This is a genomic window from Streptomyces sp. NPDC050264 (assembly GCF_040655895.1).
Lineage (GTDB): Bacteria > Actinomycetota > Actinomycetes > Streptomycetales > Streptomycetaceae > Streptomyces.
Map to the genome: position 1 here is coordinate 175,166 of NZ_JBFAKV010000004.1, position 23,038 is coordinate 198,203.

Consider the following 23,038-nt stretch of genomic DNA (forward strand, 5'->3'; position numbering starts at 1 on the left):
ATACCGGAGCCAAGGTCCATGAAACGGATGACGGACCGGCGTCCACGGCAGTGCGTGCGATAGACATTGTCATCACTGGTCGCCTTTCAGCGGCAACCGATTAACCAGGCGCAACCCGCCGAGAGGAGCCCTTACGGTGCAGCGGAAGTCGTACGCGTACGTGCCGGGCGTCGCCGTACTCCTGACGGCGTTGCTCGCCGGGTGCAGCGGGAGTTCCGGCTCCGACGACGGCGCGGACGACTCGAAGCCGGGTGAGGCGAGCGCCTCCGCGTCGGCGGCCGAGCCCGGCAAGTACCGGACGCTGCCGGAGCCGTGCAGCCAGCCCGACCAGGCGACGCTGGACACGATGCTCCCCGGCATCAGGCAGCTGACCGACGAGCGCGCGCGGGAGAAGGCGTACGAGGGCACGGCGACGGCCACGTACGACACGGACCGCCGGGCGGGCTGCGGCTGGAAGGACGATTCGGCGGCGGGCGGCACGCACCGGCTGACGCTGGACTTCGAGCGGGTGGTGTCGTACGACGCGGCGGTGAGTGACGACTCCCGCGCGCAGGACGTGTTCGCCTCGAAGGAGGTGAAGGCGGATCTGCCGGCGCCGTCGTCGACGGGGTCCGTGGCGGAGCCGGACGACGACGGAAGCTCCGCGAGCGCCGCGGGTACCGGGGGTTCAGGCGGCGGGACGGGTGGCGGCGACGGGTCGCCGGACGCCTCGCCCTCGTCGGTCGTGACACCGGCCGAGCTGCAGCCCCGGTTGCTGGAGGGGCTCGGCGACGAGGCGTTCATCGACGACGAGCTGTCGGGTCCCACGGCGTCCCGGAGCCGGACGGTGACTGTGGTGTTCCGCACGTCGAACGCGCTCGTGACCGTCCAGTACGTGGCGCAGTCGGCGACGCCGGGCGAGGCCCCGGACAGCAAGGAATCGCAGGACACAGCGCAGGAACTGGCCCAGAAGCTGGTCGGGAAGTTCGGCGAGTAGGGGGCTCCGGGCGGCCTTCGGGGCCGCGGGGAAGTCGAGGCGTGCGGGACGGCTACGGCGTACGGTGGCCCATCGGACCCGGGTTCGTGGTGGCCTTGTGAAGATGCCGCCGTGTTTCCGGGACCGTGCTCCAGCCAGCGTCCTAGTGAAGGAACCATGCACCGTCCGACCAAGCGACTCACCCGCATCCTCGCCTGCGCAGCCGCCGTGCCGGTGGTTCTCGTCGTAGCCGGCTGCTCGTCCGACTCCGGTTCCGACTCCGGTGACGGGGCGAAGGCCGGGTCCGAGGCAAAGACGTCCGCGTCGACCGCCAAGGACGCGGCGAAGAAGGTGGCCCCGGCGACGTACAAGTCCCTGCCGAAGGCGTGCTCGGCGCTCTCGAAGAAGACGCTGGGCGACCTGGTGCCCAAGGGCGACAGCAAGGCAGGCGCGTCGGACGACGAGTCGACGCGGGACAACTGCTCCTGGTCGAGCCTGGAGAACAACGGGGTCAAGGGCTCCCAGTTCCGCTGGCTGAATGTCTCGATGGTCCGTTTCGACTCGGATGTGAACCGGGGCAGCGGTGACAAGCTGGCGTCGGCGTACTACGCGAAGCAGGTCAAGGACGCGCAGGCGACGGACGGCGCGAAGAGCGTGAAGACGGCGCCGGTGGCGGGTACGGGCGACGAGGCAACGCTGGTGCGCTTCGACAGCACGTACAAGGAGAAGAAGAAGAACGTCACGTCCAAGCAGCAGACGGTCGTCTCGCGCGTGGACAACGTGGTGGTGACGGTCAACTACAACGGCTCGGGTCTCGCGGGCGAGAAGACGCCGGACGCCGACGACCTGTCGAAGGACACCGAGAAGGCGGCGAAGGAGGCCGTGGCCTCGGTCGTGGATTCGGCGAAGAGCTCGGCGCAGGACGCGGGGAAGAGCTCGGCCTCCCCGTCCCCGTCCGGGAAGTCCTCGTCCGGGAAGTCCTCGTCCGGGAAGTCCTCGGAGAAGCCGTCCGACAAGACGTCCGGGAAGCCGTCGGAGAAGACGTCGGCCTCGGCTTCGGCCTCCGCCTCCAAGAAGGCCGACGACAAGGACAAGTGACCGCTGTTTCCCGTGGTTTGAGGAGCCCGGCCCCTTTTGGGTGCCGGGCTCCGGGCGTACCGGCCCACGGCCGCCCGTACGCGTGTGCCAGTCTGTTGGCGCAACATGCCGAACTGGGAGGGGAACTGGAGTGGCCGCGCCACTGGAGTTGACACGGACGCACCGGATGCTCATCGGCCTGGTGGTGGCCGGTGCGGTCGTCATCGCGGGGATCGGTTTCGCCGGTTCGTACGCGGCCGTGCGCGAGCTGGCCCTGGAGAAGGGCTTCGGGAACTTCAGTTACGTCTTCCCGATCGGCATCGACGCGGGCATCTGCGTGCTGCTCGCCCTCGACCTGCTGCTGACGTGGATCCGGATCCCGTTCCCGCTGCTGCGGCAGACGGCGTGGCTGCTGACGGCGGCGACGATCGCGTTCAACGGCGCGGCGGCCTGGCCGGACCCGCTGGGCACCGGCATGCACGCCGTCATCCCGATCCTGTTCGTGGTCGCGGTCGAGGCGGCGCGGCACGCGACCGGCCGGATCGCGGACATCACCGCGGACAAGCACATGGAGGGCGTGCGCATCACGCGCTGGCTGCTCTCCCCGCTTCCCACCTTCCTGCTGTGGCGCCGGATGAAGCTGTGGGAGCTGCGCTCCTACGACGCGGTGATCAAGCTGGAGCAGGAGCGCCTCGTGTACCAGGCGCGGCTGCGGTCGCGGTTCGGGCGGGCGTGGCGGCGCAGGGCTCCGGTGGAGTCGCTGATGCCGCTGCGGCTCGCGAAGTACGGGGTGCCGCTGGCCCAGACCGCCCCGGCGGGGCTCGCCGCCGCCGGGATCGAGCCGCAGCTGCTGCCGCCGGCCCCGCACACTCCCGAGCTGGAGCAGAAGGCGCCGGTGGCCCCGCAGGAGTCCGTGGCGCCGCAACCGGCGGAGCCGGTGGAGCCGGCGCCCGTCGTGGAGGCCCCGAGCCAGTGGTTCGCGACCCCGCCGCAGGAGCAGCAGTACCAGGGCGGCTACGACCCGACGTACGTCCCGGAGCAGGAGCACCAGGACTGGTACGAGGAGCAGCCGCAGCAGATTCCGGTGCCGCGTCCGCGGGCGGCGGAGCCCCAGCCGGTGCCGGGCCCCGAGTTCATGGAGCCGGAGTTCCCGGTGCCGAACGGGGCCGGTGGGACGCGCCCGCTGGGCGACGGGATCCAGGAGGTGGAGGCCGCGGCCCCCTCCGAGGAGGACTACTACCGGGTCTACCGGCAGGCCATACAGGGTGAGGGTGTGCCGTCGCCGGGCAGGTTCGCGGCGGACGTGGAGGACTCGTTCGGCATCCGGCTCCAGCCGCGGGACGTGAACCGCTTCGCGGAGCAGTTCGAGGCCCGCTACAACGCGGAGCTGATGGAGGACCACATCGCCTGAGCGTGTGGGCGAGCATGTGAAGAGGGGCGGCGCCGGGATTCCGGTGCCGCCCCTCTTCGTATGTCCGCTTACGCGCCGAGCAGCTTGCGGACGCGGTCCGCGCCGACGGCGAGGAGCAGCGTGGGCAGGCGCGGGCCGGTGTCGCGGCCCACGAGCAGGTGGTAGAGCAGCGCGAAGAACGAGCGCTGCGCGACCTTGATCTCGGCCGGCAGTTCCTTGGCGGTGGCGTCGGCGGGGAAGCCCGCCTGCACCTTCGGGACGCCGTAGACGAGGTGCGTCAGGCCGTCGAGCGACCAGTGCGAGTCCAGGCCGTCCAGGAGCAGCCGGATGGACTTGCGGCCCTCCTCGTCGAGGGCGGCGAGGGCGTCCGCGTCCGGCTCGGAGCGGACGATGGTGCGCGACTCCGCGGCCACGTACTTGGTGATCCAGGTCTCGGCCTTGTCGAGCCGCGGCCGGACCACGGAGAGGTCAGTGACCGGGTTCTCCGGGTCGAGCTCGGTGAGGATGCGCAGCGTCTGCTCGGCGTCCCCGGCCGTCACGTCGGCGACGGACGCCAGCGTGCGGTAGGGCAACGGGCGTTCGGTGCGCGGCAGTTCACCGGCCGCGGTGCCGACGGCACGGCTGTACGCGGCGGCGTCGGCGGGCAGCACGGCGCTGTCCGTCACCTTCGCGGCGAGCTTGTCCCACTCGTCGTAGAGCCGCTGGATCTCCTGGTCGAAGGCGATCTTGAACGACTGGTTGGGGCGGCGGCGGGCGTAGAGCCAGCGCAGGAGCTGCGGCTCCATGATCTCCAGCGCGTCGCCCGGGGTGGGTACGCCGCCCTTCGACGACGACATCTTCGCCATCCCGGAGATGCCGACGAAGGCGTACATCGGGCCGATCGGCCGCTCGCCGCCGAAGATGCCGACGATCTGGCCGCCGACCTGGAAGGACGAGCCGGGGGACGAGTGGTCGACGCCGGACGGCTCGAAGATCACGCCCTCGTAGGCCCAGCGCATCGGCCAGTCGACCTTCCACACCAGCTTGCCGCGGTTGAACTCGGTCAGCCGCACGGTCTCGGAGTGGCCGTCGACGGTGCAGGTGTAGGAGAGCTCCGTCGTCTCGTCGTCGTACGACGTGACCGTGGTGAGGTCCTTGCCGCACTGCCCGCAGAACGGCTTGTACGGGTAGTAGCCGCCCGCGCCACCGCTGCCGTCGTCCTCCGACGCGGCGCCGGAACCCTCGGCGGCCTCCACCTCGGCCTCGTCCAGCGGCTTCTGCTTCTGCTGCTGCTTGGCCGGGGCCTTCTTCGTCCGGTACTGCTCGAGGATCGCGTCGATGTCGCCGCGGTGCTTCATCGCGTGCAGGATCTGCTCGCGGTAGACACCCGAGGTGTACTGCGCGGTCTGGCTGATCCCGTCGAACTCCACCCCGAGCTCGCCGAGGGCCTCGACCATGGCGGCCTTGAAGTGCTCCGCCCAGTTCGGGTACGCCGAACCGGCCGGGGCCGGCACGGACGTCAGCGGCTTGCCGATGTGCTCGGCCCACGACGCGTCGGTGCCGGGCACGCCGTTCGGGACCTTGCGGTAGCGGTCGTAGTCGTCCCACGAGATCAGGTGCCGCACCTCGTGGCCGCGGCGGCGGATCTCGTCGGCGACCAGGTGCGGGGTCATGACCTCGCGCAGGTTGCCCAGGTGGATCGGGCCTGACGGGGAGAGGCCTGACGCGACGACGACCGGTTTGCCCGGGGCACGACGCTCGGACTCGGCGATGACATCGTCCGCGTAACGGGAGACCCAGTCCGCCTTCTCGGCGGTCTCGGTGGGCTCCGTTCCGGTGCTCTGGGACACGGTCGGTTCGTCCTTCTCTACGTGATCGGGGGCGCGGGTTGGCTCCGCCCCGACCATTGTCCCAGTTACTGGGGGCTGGGGGAAAACGGCTTACGGGGAGGGTGGCTCGGGTGGTGTCGCGACCGCGGCCCGGTGGGGCCGGGACCGCGGTTCCCCGCGCCCCTGGAGCATGCGGCTGCGCCGCGGCTCCATGAGCGGCGCGATGGCGCACGCAGTGCGCATCTCAGGGGCGCGGGGAACCGCGCGACCGGCCCCCCCACCGGACCCGCGGCCGGGACCGAACCGAGAAACCCCTTTGCGGCCCCGTGGGATACTGGGCGGACCTACAAACCAGCCCCGACCAGAACGGCACCCATACCCATGGCCCCGGTCACGTCCATCACCGCTTCCGTCAATCAGCGCCTCTCCGACGCCCTCACCTCCGCCCACCCGGAGACCGTCGGAGACCCCTTGCTGCGACGTAGCGACCGGGCCGACTTCCAGGCCAACGGGATCCTCGCCCTCGCCAAGAAGGCGAAGGCGAACCCGCGGGAGCTGGCCGCGCAGGTCGTCGAGAAGATCGTGAACGGGGAGCTGCTGAAGGACGTCGAGGTCTCCGGGCCCGGCTTCCTGAACGTCACGGTCACCGACCGCGCGATCACCGAGACGCTCGCGGCGCGCGCCGCCGACGGCGACCGGCTCGGCGTGCCCGTCAAGGAGCACCCGGGTGTCACGGTCATCGACTACGCGCAGCCGAACGTGGCGAAGGAGATGCACGTCGGGCACCTGCGTTCGGCGGTCATCGGCGACGCGCTGCGCGCCATGCTCGACTTCACCGGTGAGCGGACGATCGGCCGGCACCACATCGGCGACTGGGGCACCCAGTTCGGCATGCTCATCCAGTACCTGATCGAGAACCCCGGCGTGCTGGCCCCGGCCGAGGACGTCGACGGCGAGCAGGCCATGTCGAACCTGAACCGGGTGTACAAGGCGTCGCGCGCGGTCTTCGACTCGGACGAGGAGTTCAAGGAGCGGGCCCGTAAGCGGGTCGTGGCGCTCCAGTCCGGGGACAAGGAGACCCTCGACCTGTGGCAGCGGTTCGTGGACGAGTCGAAGGTCTACTTCTACTCGGTCTTCGAGAAGCTCGACATGGAGATCCGCGACGACGAGATCGTCGGCGAGTCGGCGTACAACGACTCGATGCCGGAGACGGCGCGGCTCCTGGAGGAGTCGGGTGTCGCCGTGCGTTCGGACGGCGCGCTCGTCGTGTTCTTCGACGAGATCCGCGGCAAGGACGGCGAGCCGGTGCCGCTGATCGTGCAGAAGAAGGACGGCGGCTTCGGGTACGCGGCCTCCGACCTCTCGGCGATCCGCAACCGTGTCGTCGACCTGGACGCGACGACTCTGCTGTACGTCGTGGACGTACGGCAGTCGCTGCACTTCAAGATGGTCTTCGAGGCGGCCCGCCGGATGGGCTGGCTCGGCGATGACGTCACGGCGCACAACATGGGCTACGGCACGGTGCTCGGCGCGGACGGCAAGCCGTTCAAGACGCGTGCGGGCGAGACGGTGAAGCTGGAGGACCTGCTCGACGAGGCGGTGGAGCGGGCCACCGCCGTGGTGCGGGAGAAGGCCGAGAAGGTGGGCCTGTCCGAGGCGGAGATCGTGGAGAACGGGCGGTATGTCGGTATCGGCGCCGTGAAGTACGCGGACCTGTCGACGTCGGCGAACCGGGACTACAAGTTCGACCTGGACCAGATGGTGTCGCTGAACGGCGACACGTCCGTCTACCTCCAATACGCGTACGCCCGTATCAAGTCGATCCTGCGCAAGTCCGAGGGCGACACCGCCGCCGCGCACCCCGAGGTCGAGCTGGCCCCGGCCGAGCGGGCGCTCGGCCTGCACCTGGACGCGTTCGGCGATCTGGTCTACGAGGCGTCGGCCGAGTACGCGCCGCACAAGCTGGCCGCGTACCTGTACCAGCTGGCGTCGCTGTTCACGACGTTCTACGACCAGTGCCCGGTGATCAAGCCGCGCCCGGCGCAGGACGTGGTGGAGAACCGGCTGTTCCTGTGCGACCTGACGGCCCGGACGCTCCACCAGGGCATGGCCCTGCTGGGCATCCGGACCCCCGAGCGCCTCTGAGGCCTCAACTCCTCAGGGCCCTGCCCAGCCGCTTCAGCCCTTCCGCGATCTCCTGCGGTGTCTGCGTCACGAAGCAGAGCCGCAGGGTCGTGGGGTCGGGGTCCCCGACGTGGAACGGGGCGCCGGGGACGTACGCCACCTCGTGTTCGACCGCCTTGCTCAGCAGGGCGGTCGAGTCGTATCCGCCGGTGTCCGGCAGGCTCGCCCACAGGAACATGCCGCCTTCGGGCCGGGACCAGGTGGAGCCCTCGGGCAGGGCGCCGGGCAGTCCCGCGAGCATGGCGTCGCGGCGTCTGCCGTACTCCGCGGCGACCTTCGCGACGTGCGCGTCGAGGTCGCGGACGGCCAGGTAGCGGGCCGCCGCGAGCTGGTTGACGGTCGGGGTGTGCAGGTCGGCGGCCTGTTTGGCGACGGCGCAGGCGCGGCGGAGTTCCCGCGGCGCGCGCAGCCAGCCCAGGCGCAGTCCGGGCGCCATGACCTTGGAGAAGGAACCGAGCAGGACGGTGCGGTCGCGGGCGCCTTCGTAGGTGGCGATCCAGGGCACGCGCCCGCCCTCGAAACGGAGTTCGCCGTACGGGTCGTCCTCGACGATCCACAGTCCGCGCCGCCCCGCGACCTCGGCGACGGCGGCGCGGCGGTCGGCGGACAGGGTGCGTCCGGTGGGGTTCTGGAAGGTCGGGACCGTGTAGAGGAGCTTGGGGCGGTGCTCGGCGACGAGGGCGTCGAGGGCTGCCGGGTCGATGCCGTCGTCGTCGCCGGGGACGCCGATGACGCGGGCCCCGGCGAAGCCGAAGGCCTGAAGTGCCGCCAGGTAGCAGGGGCTTTCGACGAGGACGGTGTCGCCGGGTTCGAGCAGCGCCGTCGCGAGGAGGGACAGGGCCTGCTGCGAGCCGGTGGTGACGAGCAGGTCGTCGGCGTCCGTGGGCAGCCCGCGTGCCGTGGTGCGCGCGGCGAGCGCCTCGCGCAGGGCGGGTTCGCCCTCGGTGGTGGCGTACTGCAGGGCGCGCCGCGCGTCGTGGGCCAGTACGTCGGCGAAGGCGGCCGCGATGCCGTCGGTGTCGAAGAGTTCGGGGGCGGGCAGGCCGCCGGCGAAGTTGATGACCTCGGGGCGGGCCGTGACGGCGAGGATGTCGCGGATCGGGGAGCCGCCGGTTGCCGCGACCCGGGCGGCGAACGGGGGCACCGGGGCAGCGAGTTGGCGATCGGTGGCGTCGGTGGTGGTCATGGCGGGGCGGCTCCTTCTCGACGGGCGGCTTTCCGCGACCCTAGAGAAATGGGTGCCCCGCGCACATACCGTTTTCGCGATACGGACGGCGGATGCGTGGCGTGACCGCGAGAAGGGCCGCTACTGCTGCTCCGTCCGCTCGATCCACTCGCTGTAGCCCAGCGGGTAGTCGTAGCCGGGGCGGCCGGTGGCGGCGCTCGTGCGGAACGGGGTGCCGTTGTTGTCGATGTGCGCGGTGCCGTGGCGGGAGCCGCTGGACCACTCCAGGGTCAGGTCCCAGCGGACGTCGTGCGCCTTGGTGTGGGCGGTGACGTAGAAGACCTCCGGATCGGTCTCGCTGACCTTGTACGGGAAGTCGCGCTGGCCGTTCTTGACGGTGACGGTGGGGCTGCCGTTGTCCAGGTCGATGTCGAACGACTTGGTGTTCACGTTGCCGCCGCAGCCGACGCCCATCGAGTAGTCGTTCCAGGCGAGCGGCGCGGCCTTGCCGAGGATCCGGACGTACAGCTTCTCCAGGACCACCGTGTCGGAGCCCGTGCCCTGGACGGTGAGGGCGACCTGCTGCTGGTCCGCGGAGACGGCGCCGTACGCGGCGGCCCACTTCGGGGCGTCCTGTTCGGTGGGGGCGGGCGGGCCGACCTGCGCCGGTGCGCTGTCGACGAGGAAGTGCTGGCTGCACGGGCTGTCGTAGACGTAGGGGCGGGTGGCGACGTTGAGCGAGGCGGCGCTGTCGGCGGGCCCCTTGGAGGCGCCGCCCTTGCCCGGCGCCGGTGCGGAGGCGGAGCCCGGTGCGCTCGCGGACGGTGTGCGGCCCGGCTTCTTGTCCGCGGATTTCGACGGGGAGGCCGAGGTGGACGGGGTCCTTCCGGTGTGCGTGGTGGTGGCCCCGGCCGCCTGCTGGGCGTCCGGAGTGCCCTTGCCCCCGCCGGAGTTCAGGTTCACGGCGAGGACGACGGCCCCGAGGACGGCCGCGACGGCGACGGCCGCGATCACCGCGGTGCGGCGCCGGTGCGGCCTGTCGGCGGGCCGCTCGCCCCCGTCGACCACGAGAGGTTCACCGGCATCGTCGGCTCCGCTCTCCCCGCCTCCGCTCTCCTCGGCGGCGGGCGGCTCCGGAACGGGGACCGGCTCCCCCTTACGGGTCCGGGCCGCGTCCGCCAGGATCCAGCGGCGGTGCAGCTCGACCAGTTCCTCGGGAGCCGCCCGGCAGGCCCGCGCGAACCGCTCCACCGGGGCGTACTCGTTCGGAACGGCCGTCCCGTTGCAGTACCGGTGCAGGGTCGACGTGCTCATGTGCAGTCGCTTGGCGAGCGTGCCGTAGCTCAGCCCCGAGCGGTCCTTCAGTTCCCGCAACAGCTCCGCGAAGCCGTCCGCCGCGCCCCCGGACAAGTCCCCTGACACCTGTTCCTCCATCCCCCCGCGTCCCATTCCGCCGTTCCAGGGAGGACACGTTTCCCCTGGTCATAGCCCGTTCCGACGTTCCAGTGTCCCCAACTCCCCGCCGGTCATGGCGGTCGGGACGGATCACCCCACAAGCTCTGGTCATCCAAGCACCACACCCACTGAAACGCCGAAGGGGCTCCACCACATGAACAGCAACCGCACGTCCCGCACCCGCCTCGTCACCGCCGCCGCGACCGTCGCACTCGCCGCCCTCTCACTGACCGCGTGCAACGACGGATCGGGCGTCAAGGACGAGGGCGCGTCGGCGGCTTCGTCGACGACCGCCTCGCCCACCGCGTCGTCCTCCGCCTCCTCGGCCTCCTCGGACGACGCGAAGGCCGGCGGCTCGAAGGCGGGCGGCGCCGAGGGAAGCGACGCCGCTCCCGCCTCGAAGACGTCGGCCGGAAAGGCCCCGGCCGCCACGAAGGCCCCGGGCTCCTCCGCCAAGCCGGTCACCTGCGAGGGCTCCAACACCAAGACGGTCGCGGCCCCGCTGACCCGCCCCATCAACCACATGCTGCTCACGGTCACCAACACCGGCAGCAGGACCTGCTACCTCTACGGCTACCCGGCCGTCCGCTTCGGCGAGGCCCAGTCGGTGCCCCCGGTCGACGAGAGCACCCAGCCGCAGGCGGTCACCACGCTTGAGCCCGGCGAGTCCGGCTACGCCTCCGTGCGGCTGTCCGCCGCCGACGGGAGCGGCTCGAACGGCTACACCGCCAAGTCCCTGTCGGTGTACTTCCAGGGCCGCTCGGGCAACGAGAGCGTCGGCTCGGGCGCCACTCCGTCGCTGCCCGCGAAGGGCCTCTACGTCGACGACTCGATCAAGGTCACCTACTGGCAGCAGTCGATGGACTCCGTCCTGAGCTGGTGACCCGCCATCACCCGCACCCCGTCTGGCAGGCTCCGTCCATGTCCTACGTCGATGAACTGGCCGCCCGCGCACAGTCCCCGGCCACCCCGGGCGGCCCCCGCCGGATCCTCGGCATCGCGGGGCCGCCCGGCGCGGGCAAGTCCACGCTCGCCGAGTCCGTGGTCCGCGCGCTGGACGGGCCGGCCGTACTGGTCCCCATGGACGGCTTCCATCTGGCCGACGCCGAACTGGCCCGTCTCGGCCGCGCGGAGCGCAAAGGCGCGCCGGACACGTTCGACGCGTACGGGTACGCGGCGCTGCTGGCCAGGCTCCGCTCCCCGCACGCCGGGGAGACGGTGTACGCGCCGTCCTTCGAACGGGAGCTGGAGCAGCCGGTCGCGGGCGCGCTGCCCGTGGCCCCTGACGTCCCGCTGATCGTGACGGAGGGGAACTACCTCCTCCTGGACGAGGAGCCGTGGTCGACGGCGGTCCGCCCGCTCCTCGACGAGGTGTGGTGGGTGGCCGTGGACGACGCGGTCCGAGTCGAGCGGCTGATCGCCCGGCACATCGCCTTCGGCAAGTCCCCGGCATTCGCCCGCGACTGGGTGCTGCGCTCCGACGAGGCGAACGCCCGGCGGGTGGCCGCCGGCCGGGAGCGGGCGGACGTGATCGTCGACCTCGACGCCGGGCACCTCCTCGGGCCAGGCCGGGCCGGCCGCGCTTGAGGTGCTCGAACGCGGCGGTCAGCGAGTCGCGCGGCGCCGGACCAGCCGGACCAGCCGGAACACAGCCCACACCGACTTCCCCGGCGCCCGCCCCTCCACCCCCCAGCCATCCGCGCAGGCGGCGACGAGCAGCAGGCCCCGGCCGCCCTCGTCGCCGCTTTCGCACACCCGGGGCTCCCCCGCGCCGCTGTCCCGCACCTCCACCCTCAACACGCCCTCCCCGTACGCCAGATACAGCTGGTAGCCGCGTCCGGGCGGCGCCCCGTGCAGCAGCGCGTTGGTCGCCAGCTCGCTCACGCACAGCAGCACGTCGTCGGCCCGTACATGCCCCGCGAGCCCCCAGTCGTCGAGCGCCTCGCGCGTGAACCGTCTCGCGGCGGGCACGGTGCGGCGGTCCCGTGGATAGAACCGCTCGCGGCGCAGGGTGAGTTGACCCTGTCGGGGGGTGGAGATCGTCTCGTTCACCGGACAACCGTCGCGCAGCGTGACTAGCGTTCCTCAGAGAGTCATCCCGTACTCGTGTTTTGTACGGGTTCCGTACGGGTTCCCGCGCGGTGCGACGCGGGCCGACAAGGGGAGTTCTAGGAGCATGACCTCTCGGCAGGCTCCTCGGAAGAGGAACATCTCGACGATGAAAATGGTGGGCCGCCAGCTCAGGGCGGCCCGCAGGGCGGCCGGCTACACGCAGACCGCCCTCGCCGAACGCGCCCGCGTGGACGAGGAGACGATCGCCTCCATCGAGCAGGGCAGACGCGTCCTGCAACCGGACCTCGCCGAAGCCCTCGACGAAATCCTCGACACCAAGGGGATGTTGAGCGCCGGCGTGGAGAACATGCCGGAGATCGACCAGTTCCCGCTGTGGGCCGAGGAGTACATGCGGCAGGAACAGGAGGCGACCGCGATCTCCTGGTACGACACGCTCGTCGTGCCGGGCATCCTGCAGACGGAGGAGTACGCACGGGCGGTGCTGCGGGAGCGCGTACCCGCGTACGACCAGGACGAGATCGACGCCAAGACGGCGGGACGCGTGGCCCGACAGGAGGTCCTGCACCGCAAGGCGCCCCCGACGTTGAGCTTCGTGGTGTGGGAGCCCGTGCTCCACGCGACGCTGGGAGGACCGAGGCTGCGGCGCGAGCAGCTGCGGCACTTGCGGGCGTGCGCCGAACTCCCCGGCGTCTCTCTGCAGTTCCTGCCGCTGGGCACCCCGTCCCATGCCGGGCTCGACGGCCCGTTCACGCTCCTCGAAACCCCGGACCACCAGCATCTCGCGTACACCGAATCGCAGCGCGGAAGCCAACTGGTGGCCGGCCCCGACGACGTATCCATCCTGACCCGCAAATATGCGATGCTGCGGACGCAGGCCCTTACCACGCAGCAGTCCACGGGCCTGCTGGACCGACTGCTAGGAGAACCGTGAACGGCATCGCAGCGGAACTGAAATGGTTCAAGTCGAGCTACAGCGGCAGCGAGGGCGGTCAGTGCCTCGAAGTCGCCCCCGGAAACGGCGCCACCGTCCACGTCCGCGACTCAAAGCACCCCGGCGGCCCGGTCTTCACGTTCCGGCCGGAGGCCTGGACCGCGTTCGCCGGGTTCATAAAGCGCTGAGCGGGGGCGGGTTCACCGCCTCCGCAGCTCCCTCTTCACCACCTTGCCGCTCGCGTTGCGCGGCAGCCCGGCCACGAACGCGACCTCCCTGGGCACCTTGAAATTGGCCATCTCGCGGCGGGCCCAGGCGATCAGGTCGTCGCAGGTCAGGACCGCGCCGGGCCGCCGCACCACGTACGCCTTGCCGACCTCGCCGAGCCGTCCGTCCGGGACGCCGACGACCGCCACGTCGGCCACGTCCGGGTGCAGGCCGAGGAGCTGTTCTATCTCGGCGGGGTAGGCGTTGAAGCCGCCCACGATGAACATGTCCTTGATGCGGTCGGTGATCCGGAGGTAGCCGTCGGCGTCCATGACGCCGACGTCGCCCGTGCGCAGCCACCCGTCCCCGGTGATCGCCTCCGCTGTGGCGGCCGGGTCCTCGAAGTACTCCCGCATGACGTTGAAGCCGCGGACCAGGACCTCCCCGGGCTCGCCCGGGGCCGCGGACTCCACGCGGATCTCGGTGCCGGGGATCGCCCGCCCCGAGGTCGCCGCGATCAGCTCGGCCGGGTCGCCGCGCCGGCACATCGTGACGATGCCGCTGGCCTCCGAGAGTCCGTACGCGGTGAGCACCGTGTCGATGCGCAGTTCGCCGCGCAGCCGCTCGACCAGGCGCAGCGGGACCACGGCCGCGCCCGTCACGACGAGCCGCAGTGCCGACAGGTCGTGGGCGTCGCGGCCGGGGTGGTCGAGCAGGGACTGGTGCAGGGTGGGCGGGCCCGGCAGGACGGAGATGCGCTCGGCCGCGATGTTGGCCAGGGCCGTGTCCACGTTGAAGACGGGTTGCGGGACCATCGTGGCACCGCGCATCAGGCAGGCGATGATCCCGGCCTTGTAGCCGAAGGTGTGGAAGAAGGGGTTCACGATCAGGTAGCGGTCGCCCTCGCGCAGGCCCGCCAGTTCCGACCAGATCTCGTATCCGCGCAGGGTCTGCGCGTGCGTGATGACCGCGCCCTTGGGCCGTCCGGTGGTCCCCGACGTGAAGATGATGTCGGAGGCCGAGGACGGGACGACCGCCTCGGAGCGCTCCCGCACCTCCCCGCCCGTCACCTTGTCCCCGGCCGCCAGGAACTCCTTCCACGTGCGGTATCCGGGGACGTCGGGCGCCGTGTCGCCGAGCACCACCACCTGTTCCAGGTGCGGGAGTTCGGCCCCCGCCTGGTGCGCGCGGCGCAGCGAGGCCACGTAGGACGTGCCGAGGAAGGTGCCCGTGACGAAGAGGAGGCGGGCCCGGGAGCGGGCCAGGATGTCGGCCGCCTCGGTGCCCTTGAAGCGGGTGTTGAGGGGGACGAGGACGGCGCCCGCGCCGACCGCGCCGAGCGCGGAGACGATCCAGTCGAGGGTGTTCGGGGCCCAGATCGCGACGCGGTCGCCGGGCTCGACGCCCGCGGCGAGGCAGGCCGCGGCGGCCCGCTCGACCCGCTCCCCGAGTTCCGTGTACGTGATCCGGGTGCGGCCGTCGACGACGGCCTCCCGGTCGCCGTACCGCTCGGCCGCGGCCCGTACCAGCTCCGGGATCGTCCCCCACGCGCCATCCTCGGTATCCGTACGCATCGAGCGACCTCCCAGAACCGCACCGCCGTAGCTGACTATCCGTCAGATTAGCTGTAGCCTGACGCGCTGTCAGCACACAGGGATCCAGGTGGGGGTGCCCATGGCGCGAGGAGCAGCAGGCATCAAGGACGCGACGGCCATCGTCGGCATAGGCCAGACGGCCTTCGCGAAGCAACTCCCCGACTCCGAGAAGACATTGGCGTGCCGGGCGATCATCGCCGCACTCGACGACGCGGGCATCGCACCGTCCGAGGTCGACGCCTTCGCCTCGTACACGATGGAGGAGACGGACGAGGTCGAGATCGCGAAGGCCATCGGCGCCGGCGACGTCACCCACTTCAGCAAGGTCGGCTACGGGGGCGGAGGTTCGTGCGCGACCCTCGCCCATCTCGCCTCCGCGATCGCCACCGGACAGGCCACCGTCGGCGTCGCCTGGCGCTCCCGGAAACGGGGCAGCGGCCCGCGCCCCTGGAAGAACACCGCCGTCCAACTCCCCACGCCCGCACAGTGGACACGGCCGTTCGGACTGCTGCGCCCCGCGGACGAGATCGGCATGCTGGCCCGCCGCTACATGCACGAGTACGGCGCGACCCGCGACCATCTCTTCAACGTCGCCCTCGCCTGCCGCAACCGGGCCAACCAGAACCCCGCCGCGATGATGTACGAGCGCCCCCTCACCCGGGACATGTATATGACGGCCCGCTGGATCAGCGAACCGCTCTGCCTCTTCGACAACTGCCTGGAGACGGACGGGGCGTTGGCCTGCGTCGTGGTATCGGCCGAGCGGGCGCGCGACTGCCGCCAGAAGCCCGTCTACGTGCACTCGGCCGCGCAGGGGCTGCCCGCCCAGCACCACGGCATGGTCAACTACTGGAACGACGACCCGCTGACGGGCCCCGCCTGGACGGCCGCGCGCCATCTGTGGAAGAACTCCGACCTCACCCCCGAGGACGTCGACGTCGCCCAGATCTACGACGCCTTCACGCCGCTCATCCCGCTCTCCCTGGAGGGCTACGGGTTCTGCGGGCGCGGCGAGGGCGGCGCGTTCACCGAGGGCGGCGCCCTGGAGATCGGCGGCCGACTGCCGGTCAACACGGGCGGCGGCGGCCTCTCGGAGGCGTACGTCCACGGCTTCAACCTCATCAACGAGGGCGTGAAACAGCTCCGCGGAGTCAGCACGGCCCAGGTCCCGAACGCGAAGACGTGCCTGGTGACAGCCGGCGAGGGGGTCCCCACGTCGGCGGTGCTGCTGCGAGGGGCCTAGGAGAGTCGCCGCCAGGGGAGCGAGGAACTGCGCGACCAGCCACGACGAAAGCCGCACCCGACAAAGGACCGCACATGGCAGACGCGACCGAAGCCCTGCTCACCCCCACTCCCGACGACGACGGCGCCCCCTTCTGGGACTACGCCGCGCGAGGCGAACTCCGCATCCAGGCCTGCGCGGACCCCGGCTGCGGCGAACTCCGATTCCCCCCGCGCCCCTGCTGCCCGCACTGCCAGTCCTTCGACTCCGAGTGGAAGAGGATGAGCGGCCACGGACGCATCTGGTCCTACGTCGTCCCGCACCCCCCGCTGCTCCCGGCCTACGCCGCGCAAGCCCCGTACAACGCGATCATCGTCGAACTCGCGGAAGCGCCCCGCATACGCCTGGTCGGCAACCTGGTGACCTCGGCCGACGCCCGCCTCGACTCGGTCGACCCGGACCGCATCCGGATCGGCGCGAAGGTCCAGGCCGTCTTCACGGAGATCGACGGCGTCACGCTCCCCCGCTGGGTCCTGGAGCGGCCGTGACCCTGCGCACGGAGACCGACAAGGAGACCGGGGTGGCCGTGGTCACCCTGGACCGCCCGCACCGGCTGAACGCCATCGACACACAGACGGCACACGAACTTGCCGCCGCTTGGCGGGAGTTCCGCTTCGACGACGACGTACGGGCCGTCGTCCTGACCGGCGCCGGGGACCGCGCGTTCTGCACGGGCATCGACCGCGACACCGACGTGCCACAGCCGAACTCCCCCTATTCGATGGACGATCCGCTGCTCCGGATCGGCCCGAAGGCCAACGACCTGTGGAAACCGGTGATCGCCGCCGTCCAGGGCATGGCGTGCGGCGGGGCGTTCTACCTGCTGGGCGAGGCGGAGTTCGTGATCGCGGACGAGACGGCCACGTTCTTCGACCCGCACACCACGTACGGCATGGTCAGCGCGTACGAGTCGATGTACCTGGCGCAGCGCATGCCCCCCGGCGAGGTGGCGCGGCTCGCCCTGATGGGATCGGCGGAACGGATGTCGGCGCGCCGGGCCCACGAGACGGGCCTCGTCTCCGAAGTCACGTCCTCCGGTGGCGCGTTGGAGGCGGCACTGCGCTGCGCCGGCACGATCGCGGCGTACCCGACGCAGGCGGTGCAGGGCACGGTGCGCGCGGTGTGGGCGGCCACGGAGACCGCCCGCACCCACGCCTTCGCCCAGGCCCCGCACCTGATCGCCCTCGGCAACCTGCCGCCTGCCGAGCAGGCCGGGCTGTTCGACTCCCGGGCGCGGAAGGGCTTCCGGGTCCGTTAGCGGGTGGCTTCCCGCGCCTCGGGGTCGACCTCGCAGCGGCCGAGCCTGCTGATCAGCCCGTCGCCGGTGTCGACCTTCACCTTCACCATCGCCTTGCCCTTGCCCGGCACCTTGATCCGCGTCGTCGCGTCGTCGAGCCAGTTGTTCTGATCGTCGTAGAAGGTCGTGGACACCGCGTACGTGACCGTCTTGCGGTTCGGGTTGATGACCTCGACCGTGGCGTACGGCCGCTCCACCTTCGCGCAGCGCACCAGCCGCACCGTGCCGTTCTCGGTGGCCGTGCCGCTGCCGCTCGCGGTCGACGACGGCGTGGACCGGTAGGTGGGCCGCCGGGTCGTGCTGCTGCCGCCCGTGCCGCTTCCGTACAGGTCGTCATCGTCGCCGTACGTGGATCCGGACGAGCCCGAGTAACCCGAACTGCCTCCGGAAGTCGACGAGTTAGACGAGCTGTCGTGCCTCTGCGACGAGCTGCTGCACCCGCCCCCGCCACCGCTGCTGCTGTGTCCGCGTGAATGTCCCCGGCCGGTGGAGAAACCCGTGAGGGCCAGCACCACCATCGCCGCGACTGCCGTCAGTTTCATTCCCCGTTTGTTCACGCCGGGACCCTACCGCGCGCGGCCCGCCCGGTCTGCCGTGTCCATGACGATGCGCCCCCTCGCTGCCGCGTGGCACCCCGTACGCACCCGGCGTAGCGTCGGAACCAAGTCCGAGGAGGCAGTCGATGCTACGCAACGTCGTCGGATCGGTCCTGGCCGTCATCGGAGCGGCGGCCGCCGTCTGGAGCCCCTTCCGTGCCTGGTACGACGGCCGTCAGGGACGTGACTACCGCCTCGGGAGCCTGTTCTCGGGCAGCGGTGTCACCGGTGCCCGGGCCGAACTGTTCGGGTCCCTGTTCCTGCCCTTCGTGATCCTCGCGCTGCTGGCGCTGGTGGGCCTCGTGCTGCGGTCGCGGCTCCTGGTGGCCCTCGCCGGGATCGTCGTGCTCGGGTTCACGGTGCTGTGGATGGTGCGCGTGGCCCAGGCCCAGGACGAACTGGTCCTCACGGGGAACGGGCACGGCCTCGGCGACGGCGTGGCGGCCGCGCTGGGCGGCGGTCTCCTGCTCGTCATCGGCGCGCTGGTCATGAGCGGCCGACGCCACCACGGACGCCACCGCCCCGAACCCGCCGACGGCTCCACCGAGGCGTACGACCAGTGGGACCAGGAGCCCGCCGGGTATGCCGGGTACGACGAGACCCGGACTCAGCCCCAAGCTCGGACACAGTCTCAGCCTCAGCCCCTGACCTGGGACGATGACCCGGGCACGGACCGGACCGGCGGGTCCGGCCCCGACCTGGGCGGCAGCTCCCGGCGCGACGGCCCCGCCTGACGACCGGCCGGTCTACCGGCTGGTCCCGGTCCCCTTCTCCGCGTCCAGGGCGTACACGCACCGGTCCTTGCTGCACGCGTACACGACCCCGTCGCGGACGACCGGTGTCCCGGTGATCTCGCCGCCGGTGGCGAGCTTCCACCGCAGCCGCCCGTCGTCCGCCTTCAGCGTGTACAGCAGGTGGTCCGTCGAGCCGAAGTGCACCCGGCCGTCGGCGACCACCGGCGAGCCGACGATCTCCCCGCCGGCCTGGAAGCGCCACTTCGGTGTGCCCGTCACGGCGTCCAGGGTGTAGAGCCCCTGGCCGCTGCCGACGTGCACGTGACCCTGCGCGACCAGGACCGGGTCGACCGACGCGGGCCGCGACTCCGTCGCGATCCGCCAGCGGTCGCGGCCGTCCGTGGCGTCGAGCGCGTACACCGTGCCGAGGTGGTCGGCGAGGTACACACCGCCGCCGGTCACCGCGGGGCCGGGAGCGTAGGCGGGCGGACACAGGAACACCGCGGGCGCCTCGAAGTGCCAGCGGACGTGCCCGGAGGCGACATCGACGGCCAGCACGCGGGTGCCCGCCGATACGTACACGTAGCCGTCGGGGGCCGGGGTCAGCCGGACGGGGACGCCGCCGCAGGACGCCGCGTCGCCGATCGGGTACGACCAGCGTTCCTCGCCCGTGCGGGCCTCCAGGGCGCGCAGCCGCGCGTCTTGCCACACGTACACGGTGCCGTCGTGGACGACGGGTCCCGCCTCGGGCGACTCGAAATCGGTCTGGCAGCCGGTGATCTCCCACAACTTGTCGCCGTTGGCGGCCTCGCGGGCCTGGACGCCGCCGCCGCGGGTGCCGGTGACGACGGTGCCGCGGTCGGCCTGCAGCGCGTACACCCAGGCGTCCGTCTGCAGGCGCCACAGGTCGCCGCCCTCGCGGGCGTCGAGCGCCCACAGGGTCGGGCCGTCGGAGGCGTGGATCCGGCCGTCGGCGACCGCCATGGACCATGCGACGTCACGGGTCTTGAAGCGGCGCCGGCCGGTGGCCACGTCGAGCGCGTGAACCTCGAAGGACGTGACGTAGACCAGGTCACCGGCGACCTTCGGGGTACCCCACACATCGTTCGACATACGGAATCGCCAGGGCCGCCAGGCCGAGCCCTCGGCCGGGGTGGGCGTGGGCACGACGGGGTCCGGCGTGCCGTTCATGGACGGCGCGGCGGGCTTGGCTCGGGACCAGGACGCGGCGAGGCCCGACTCCGCGGGGGGCGCCTTGACCGCGGCGGCGCGCGCGTCGGCGACCCGCGGACCCGGCCCGATCGGCACCTGCGCCCCGGCCAGGTGGACCGGACCGTCGGCGCCGAAGCCCGTACCCGCCAGGGCCGGCGCCGGGCGCCGCGGCTCGGTCACCACGGGACCCGGCGGCTGCTGCGGCACGGGGGGCACCGGGGCGCCGTGCCCCGGGGTGCGGCCGGCCGGCGGCTTCATGAAGGGGCGGCCGCCGCGGCGCGCCTCGATGAGCGCGACGGACCGCTCGGGCAGCCAGGCCGACGCCGTCCCGCTGTCATCGCTGCCGGAGCCGAACAGATGCGGCGCGAGCTGGGCCTGGAGGTCTGCGGGCGAGGGGCGGCGGGCCGTCTCCATCTGCATGCACGACTCGATGAGCGGCCGCAGCTCGGCGGGCAGGCCCTCCAGGTCGGGGCCTTCGCGCAGCAGCATGAAGACCGTCTCGACGGGGTTCGCGCCATGGAAGGGGGCGTGCCCGGTCGCGGCGAACACGAGCATCGAGCCGAGCGAGAACACATCGCTCGCGCCCGTGACGCTGCGCGAGTCCTTCGCCTGCTCGGGCGACATGTACGCGGGCGTGCCCACCGCCACGTTCGTCATGGTCAGGCGCGTGTTGGAGACGCCGGACGCGATACCGAAGTCGATGACGCGCGGGCCGTCCTCGACGACGAGGACGTTCGACGGCTTGAGGTCGCGGTGGACGAGGCCCGCGCCGTGGATGGACTGCAGCGCCTCGGCGACACCCGCCGCGAGCCAGCGCACCGCCTGGGCGGGCAGCGGCCCGCACTCATTCACTATTTCCTCGAGGGAGGGCGCCGGCACGTACGCGGTGGCGAGCCACGGCACGGCCGCGCGCGGGTCGGCGTCGACGACGGCGGCCGTGTAGAAGCCGGACACCGCCCTGGCCGCCTCGACCTCGCGGGTGAAGCGCACCCGGAACAGCTGGTCCTCGGCCAGTTCCGTGCGCACCGTCTTGATCGCCACGCGCCGGCCGGACGCCGAGCGTGCCAGATAGACCAGACCCATGCCGCCCGCGCCGAGCCGTCCCAGGACCTCGAACGGACCGATCCGCCTCGGATCGTGCTGCGTCAGCTGATCCATCACTTGCCTGCCACCTCCCCGTGCGATGCCGGAACCCCCGGGTTTCCAGGTCGGTCGCACATACGGCCCCCGTCAGCGTCTCACCACCGCAGCGCTACGGCGGCACGCACCCTGATTCTTCCTGTCCGAGGCCCCGGTGGCGAACCTGGGCGCAATTCGGGGTGTCCCGGGATGTCCCGGACTCCCTCGTGCCCCTTCATCGGCCTCTCAGGCGGTGCAGACCGCGAAATCCGCACCCTGGTCGTCGGTAAGGACCGCCATGGGCCCGTACGGGGTTGAGTGCGGCGCCGTCCGGACGTGCCCGCCGAGACGGAGGGCCTCGGCGCAGGTGCCGGGCAGATCGGCCGCGCCGAAGTGCAGGAGGAAACGGGCGGGCCGGCCGGGGACCCGCTGGCGGCTCGTCTCCGGGACGGCGGGGCCGGCCGCCGCGGGGCTGCCCGTCCGCCATGTCCGCAGGTCGGGAGCGGGCACGTCGGCGGGGTGCGGCAGCGGGGGCGGATAGCCGAACACGGCCGTATAGAAGGAGTCGCTCAGCGCCGCGTCCGGCGTCCATAATTCTGCGCGGCAGAGCGCGCCCGGCGCCCCGGCCCGTTCGAAGCCCTGGTGGCTGCCTGCCTGCCACAGCCCGAACAGCGCGCCCTCGGGACCGGCCGCGAGCGCGACGGTGGCCACGGCGCCGTCGGACAGGGGCCCCGCCGCGATGTGCCCGCCGTACGCGGCGACCTTCTCGGCGGCCGCGTACGTGTCCCGGACCGCGAAGTGCACGGTCCAGCCCGCGCCGCCCGGGGCGAGGGCGGCCACGGCCCGGTCCTCGCTGTACGCCGCCGTGTAGAAACCGCGCTCGGCGCCCGCGCCCTCGTCGAAGGTCCACCCGAAGAGGTCCCCGTAGAAACGCTTGCCCGCCTCGACATCGGGCAGGCGGGCATCGGCCCAGCACGGGGCGCCTTCGGGAAAGTCCGGGTACATGACATCACGCTAGGCCCGGCGGCGACGGGCCCGTGCCCGCGGTTGTGGCGTCTGGCCGATTCCAGCCCCTCGGCCACCGCATCCGTCCGGCGGCTCGTCCCTCTCCCACCGCCGCCCGCCGCCCTGGCCGCGGCCCTCCTCCCGCCCCTGCTCACGGCCCTGTCCTGGGGGCCCCAACCCCATTTGCAGTCGGCCAGATCGCGCTCCGATCACCCCTCGGTAAGCTGACGGCATGACAGGACAAGTACGTACCGTCGACGGCCGTGTGGCCGGACGGCGTGGTCAGGCAACACGTCAGAAGCTGCTCGACTGCCTCGGCGAGATGCTCAGCTCCTCGCCCTACCGGGACGTCAAAGTCATTGATGTGGCCCGGAAGGCGGGCACTTCACCCGCGACGTTCTACCAGTACTTTCCGGACGTCGAAGGCGCCGTTCTGGAGATCGCCGAGCAAATGGCCACCGAGGGTGCCGGATTGACCGAACTGGTCGCCGACCGCTCCTGGGTCGGCAAGGCGGGGTGGGCCACCGCGCAGGAACTCGTGGACGGATTCCTGGAGTTCTGGCGCCGCAACGACGCGATCCTGCGCGTCGTCGACCTCGGTGCCGCCGAGGGCGACAAGCGTTTCTACAAGCTCCGTATGAAGATCCTGAACTCGGTGAACAACTCCCTTGCGAACGCCGTCAAGGAGCTCCAGGACAAGGGCAAGGTCGACAAGGACGTGAGCCCGGGCGCCGTGGCCGGTTCGCTGGTCGCGATGCTCGCCGCGGTCGCCTCGCACCAGAAGGGCTTCCAGAGCTGGGGCGTCAAACAGGCCGAGCTGAAGCCGAATCTGGCCCTGCTCGTCCACCTGGGCGTGACCGGGAAAAAACCGACCAAATAACCTCTTCACCTTCCTGGTCCTGTCGTGCGGCGGCGGCTCGCGTGTTCCTCGT

At 71.6% G+C, this 23,038-nt stretch carries 21 protein-coding genes; 13 read left to right on the top strand and 8 right to left on the bottom strand.

Annotated features, from left to right (window positions below; translation table 11 throughout):
* The first annotated feature begins 136 nt into the window (after positions 1-136).
* From AB0J02_RS08290 to AB0J02_RS08300, 3 genes are all read left to right on the top strand, one after another.
* Positions 137-976, top strand: a complete 840-nt coding sequence (locus AB0J02_RS08290) for a DUF3558 domain-containing protein (protein WP_363192778.1) — start codon at positions 137-139, stop codon at positions 974-976.
* Between the two features lie 156 nt (positions 977-1,132).
* Positions 1,133-2,053 (top strand): DUF3558 domain-containing protein, encoded by a 921-nt coding sequence (locus tag AB0J02_RS08295; RefSeq protein WP_363192779.1) that lies wholly within the window; start codon positions 1,133-1,135, stop codon positions 2,051-2,053.
* Between the two features lie 130 nt (positions 2,054-2,183).
* Positions 2,184-3,443 (top strand): DUF2637 domain-containing protein, encoded by a 1,260-nt coding sequence (locus tag AB0J02_RS08300; RefSeq protein ID WP_363192780.1) that lies wholly within the window; start codon positions 2,184-2,186, stop codon positions 3,441-3,443.
* Positions 3,444-3,511: 68 nt separating this feature from the next.
* On the opposite strand, the gene lysS is transcribed toward AB0J02_RS08300, so the two are convergent.
* A complete protein-coding gene (gene lysS / locus AB0J02_RS08305; RefSeq protein WP_363192781.1) occupies positions 3,512-5,329 on the bottom strand; it encodes a lysine--tRNA ligase in 1,818 nt (605 codons plus the stop codon).
* A gap of 303 nt (positions 5,330-5,632) precedes the next feature.
* On the opposite strand from lysS, the gene argS reads away from it, so the two are divergent.
* A complete protein-coding gene (gene argS, locus AB0J02_RS08310) occupies positions 5,633-7,396 on the top strand; it encodes an arginine--tRNA ligase (protein ID WP_363192782.1) in 1,764 nt (587 codons plus the stop codon).
* 4 nt (positions 7,397-7,400) lie between these two features.
* Here the strand turns inward: argS and AB0J02_RS08315 are convergent, their stop codons facing one another.
* Positions 7,401-8,621: a PLP-dependent aminotransferase family protein gene (locus AB0J02_RS08315; RefSeq protein WP_363192783.1), complete on the bottom strand. Its 1,221-nt coding sequence runs from the start codon at positions 8,619-8,621 to the stop codon at positions 7,401-7,403.
* 120 nt (positions 8,622-8,741) lie between these two features.
* A complete protein-coding gene (locus tag AB0J02_RS08320; protein ID WP_363192784.1) occupies positions 8,742-10,022 on the bottom strand; it encodes a helix-turn-helix transcriptional regulator in 1,281 nt (426 codons plus the stop codon).
* Positions 10,023-10,209: 187 nt separating this feature from the next.
* On the opposite strand from AB0J02_RS08320, the gene AB0J02_RS08325 reads away from it, so the two are divergent.
* Together AB0J02_RS08325 and AB0J02_RS08330 are read left to right on the top strand one after the other, a co-directional pair.
* Entirely contained in the window at positions 10,210-10,938 is a 729-nt protein-coding gene (locus AB0J02_RS08325; protein ID WP_363192785.1) for a DUF4232 domain-containing protein, read from the top strand.
* 38 nt (positions 10,939-10,976) lie between these two features.
* Positions 10,977-11,642, top strand: a complete 666-nt coding sequence (locus tag AB0J02_RS08330; protein WP_363192786.1) for a nucleoside/nucleotide kinase family protein — start codon at positions 10,977-10,979, stop codon at positions 11,640-11,642.
* Positions 11,643-11,660: 18 nt separating this feature from the next.
* Here the strand turns inward: AB0J02_RS08330 and AB0J02_RS08335 are convergent, their stop codons facing one another.
* Positions 11,661-12,107, bottom strand: coding sequence for an ATP-binding protein (locus tag AB0J02_RS08335; RefSeq protein WP_363192787.1), 447 nt, complete (start codon positions 12,105-12,107; stop codon positions 11,661-11,663).
* 124 nt (positions 12,108-12,231) lie between these two features.
* Here AB0J02_RS08335 and AB0J02_RS08340 point away from each other — a divergent pair, with 124 nt between their 5' ends.
* Both AB0J02_RS08340 and AB0J02_RS08345 read left to right on the top strand, forming a co-directional pair.
* Positions 12,232-13,059 carry a helix-turn-helix transcriptional regulator gene (locus AB0J02_RS08340; protein WP_363192788.1) on the top strand — a complete coding sequence of 276 codons (828 nt, stop codon included), beginning with the start codon at positions 12,232-12,234 and terminating at the stop codon, positions 13,057-13,059.
* Entirely contained in the window at positions 13,056-13,247 is a 192-nt protein-coding gene (locus tag AB0J02_RS08345; protein ID WP_363192789.1) for a DUF397 domain-containing protein, read from the top strand. The genes AB0J02_RS08340 and AB0J02_RS08345 overlap by 4 nt, the downstream gene beginning before the upstream one ends.
* Before the next feature lie 12 nt (positions 13,248-13,259).
* Here the strand turns inward: AB0J02_RS08345 and AB0J02_RS08350 are convergent, their stop codons facing one another.
* Complete coding sequence (locus AB0J02_RS08350; RefSeq protein WP_363192790.1) at positions 13,260-14,840, bottom strand: FadD3 family acyl-CoA ligase; 1,581 nt, start codon at positions 14,838-14,840, stop codon at positions 13,260-13,262.
* Positions 14,841-14,940: 100 nt separating this feature from the next.
* On the opposite strand from AB0J02_RS08350, the gene AB0J02_RS08355 reads away from it, so the two are divergent.
* The 3 genes from AB0J02_RS08355 (at position 14,941) to AB0J02_RS08365 (ending at position 17,401) form a co-directional block, all read left to right on the top strand.
* On the top strand, positions 14,941-16,104 hold the full coding sequence (locus AB0J02_RS08355; protein WP_363192791.1) for a lipid-transfer protein: 1,164 nt from the start codon (positions 14,941-14,943) through the stop codon (positions 16,102-16,104).
* Between the two features lie 74 nt (positions 16,105-16,178).
* Positions 16,179-16,631 (top strand): OB-fold domain-containing protein, encoded by a 453-nt coding sequence (locus AB0J02_RS08360; protein WP_363192792.1) that lies wholly within the window; start codon positions 16,179-16,181, stop codon positions 16,629-16,631.
* A complete protein-coding gene (locus AB0J02_RS08365; protein ID WP_363192793.1) occupies positions 16,628-17,401 on the top strand; it encodes an enoyl-CoA hydratase/isomerase family protein in 774 nt (257 codons plus the stop codon). Before AB0J02_RS08360 ends, AB0J02_RS08365 begins: the two co-directional genes overlap by 4 nt.
* Here AB0J02_RS08365 and AB0J02_RS08370 read toward each other — a convergent pair.
* Complete coding sequence (locus AB0J02_RS08370; protein ID WP_363192794.1) at positions 17,398-17,982, bottom strand: hypothetical protein; 585 nt, start codon at positions 17,980-17,982, stop codon at positions 17,398-17,400. The two genes, AB0J02_RS08365 and AB0J02_RS08370, sit on opposite strands and share 4 nt — an antisense overlap.
* Positions 17,983-18,122: 140 nt before the next feature.
* Here AB0J02_RS08370 and AB0J02_RS08375 point away from each other — a divergent pair, with 140 nt between their 5' ends.
* Complete coding sequence (locus tag AB0J02_RS08375) at positions 18,123-18,770, top strand: hypothetical protein (protein WP_363192795.1); 648 nt, start codon at positions 18,123-18,125, stop codon at positions 18,768-18,770.
* A 12-nt stretch (positions 18,771-18,782) separates the two neighbouring features.
* Here the strand turns inward: AB0J02_RS08375 and AB0J02_RS08380 are convergent, their stop codons facing one another.
* Together AB0J02_RS08380 and AB0J02_RS08385 are read right to left on the bottom strand one after the other, a co-directional pair.
* Positions 18,783-21,143, bottom strand: coding sequence for a PQQ-binding-like beta-propeller repeat protein (locus AB0J02_RS08380; protein ID WP_363192796.1), 2,361 nt, complete (start codon positions 21,141-21,143; stop codon positions 18,783-18,785).
* 204 nt (positions 21,144-21,347) lie between these two features.
* Positions 21,348-22,106, bottom strand: a complete 759-nt coding sequence (locus AB0J02_RS08385; RefSeq protein WP_363192797.1) for a VOC family protein — start codon at positions 22,104-22,106, stop codon at positions 21,348-21,350.
* Between the two features lie 232 nt (positions 22,107-22,338).
* Here AB0J02_RS08385 and AB0J02_RS08390 point away from each other — a divergent pair, with 232 nt between their 5' ends.
* Positions 22,339-22,986, top strand: a complete 648-nt coding sequence (locus tag AB0J02_RS08390) for a TetR family transcriptional regulator (RefSeq protein ID WP_363192798.1) — start codon at positions 22,339-22,341, stop codon at positions 22,984-22,986.
* Positions 22,987-23,038: the final 52 nt, after the last annotated feature.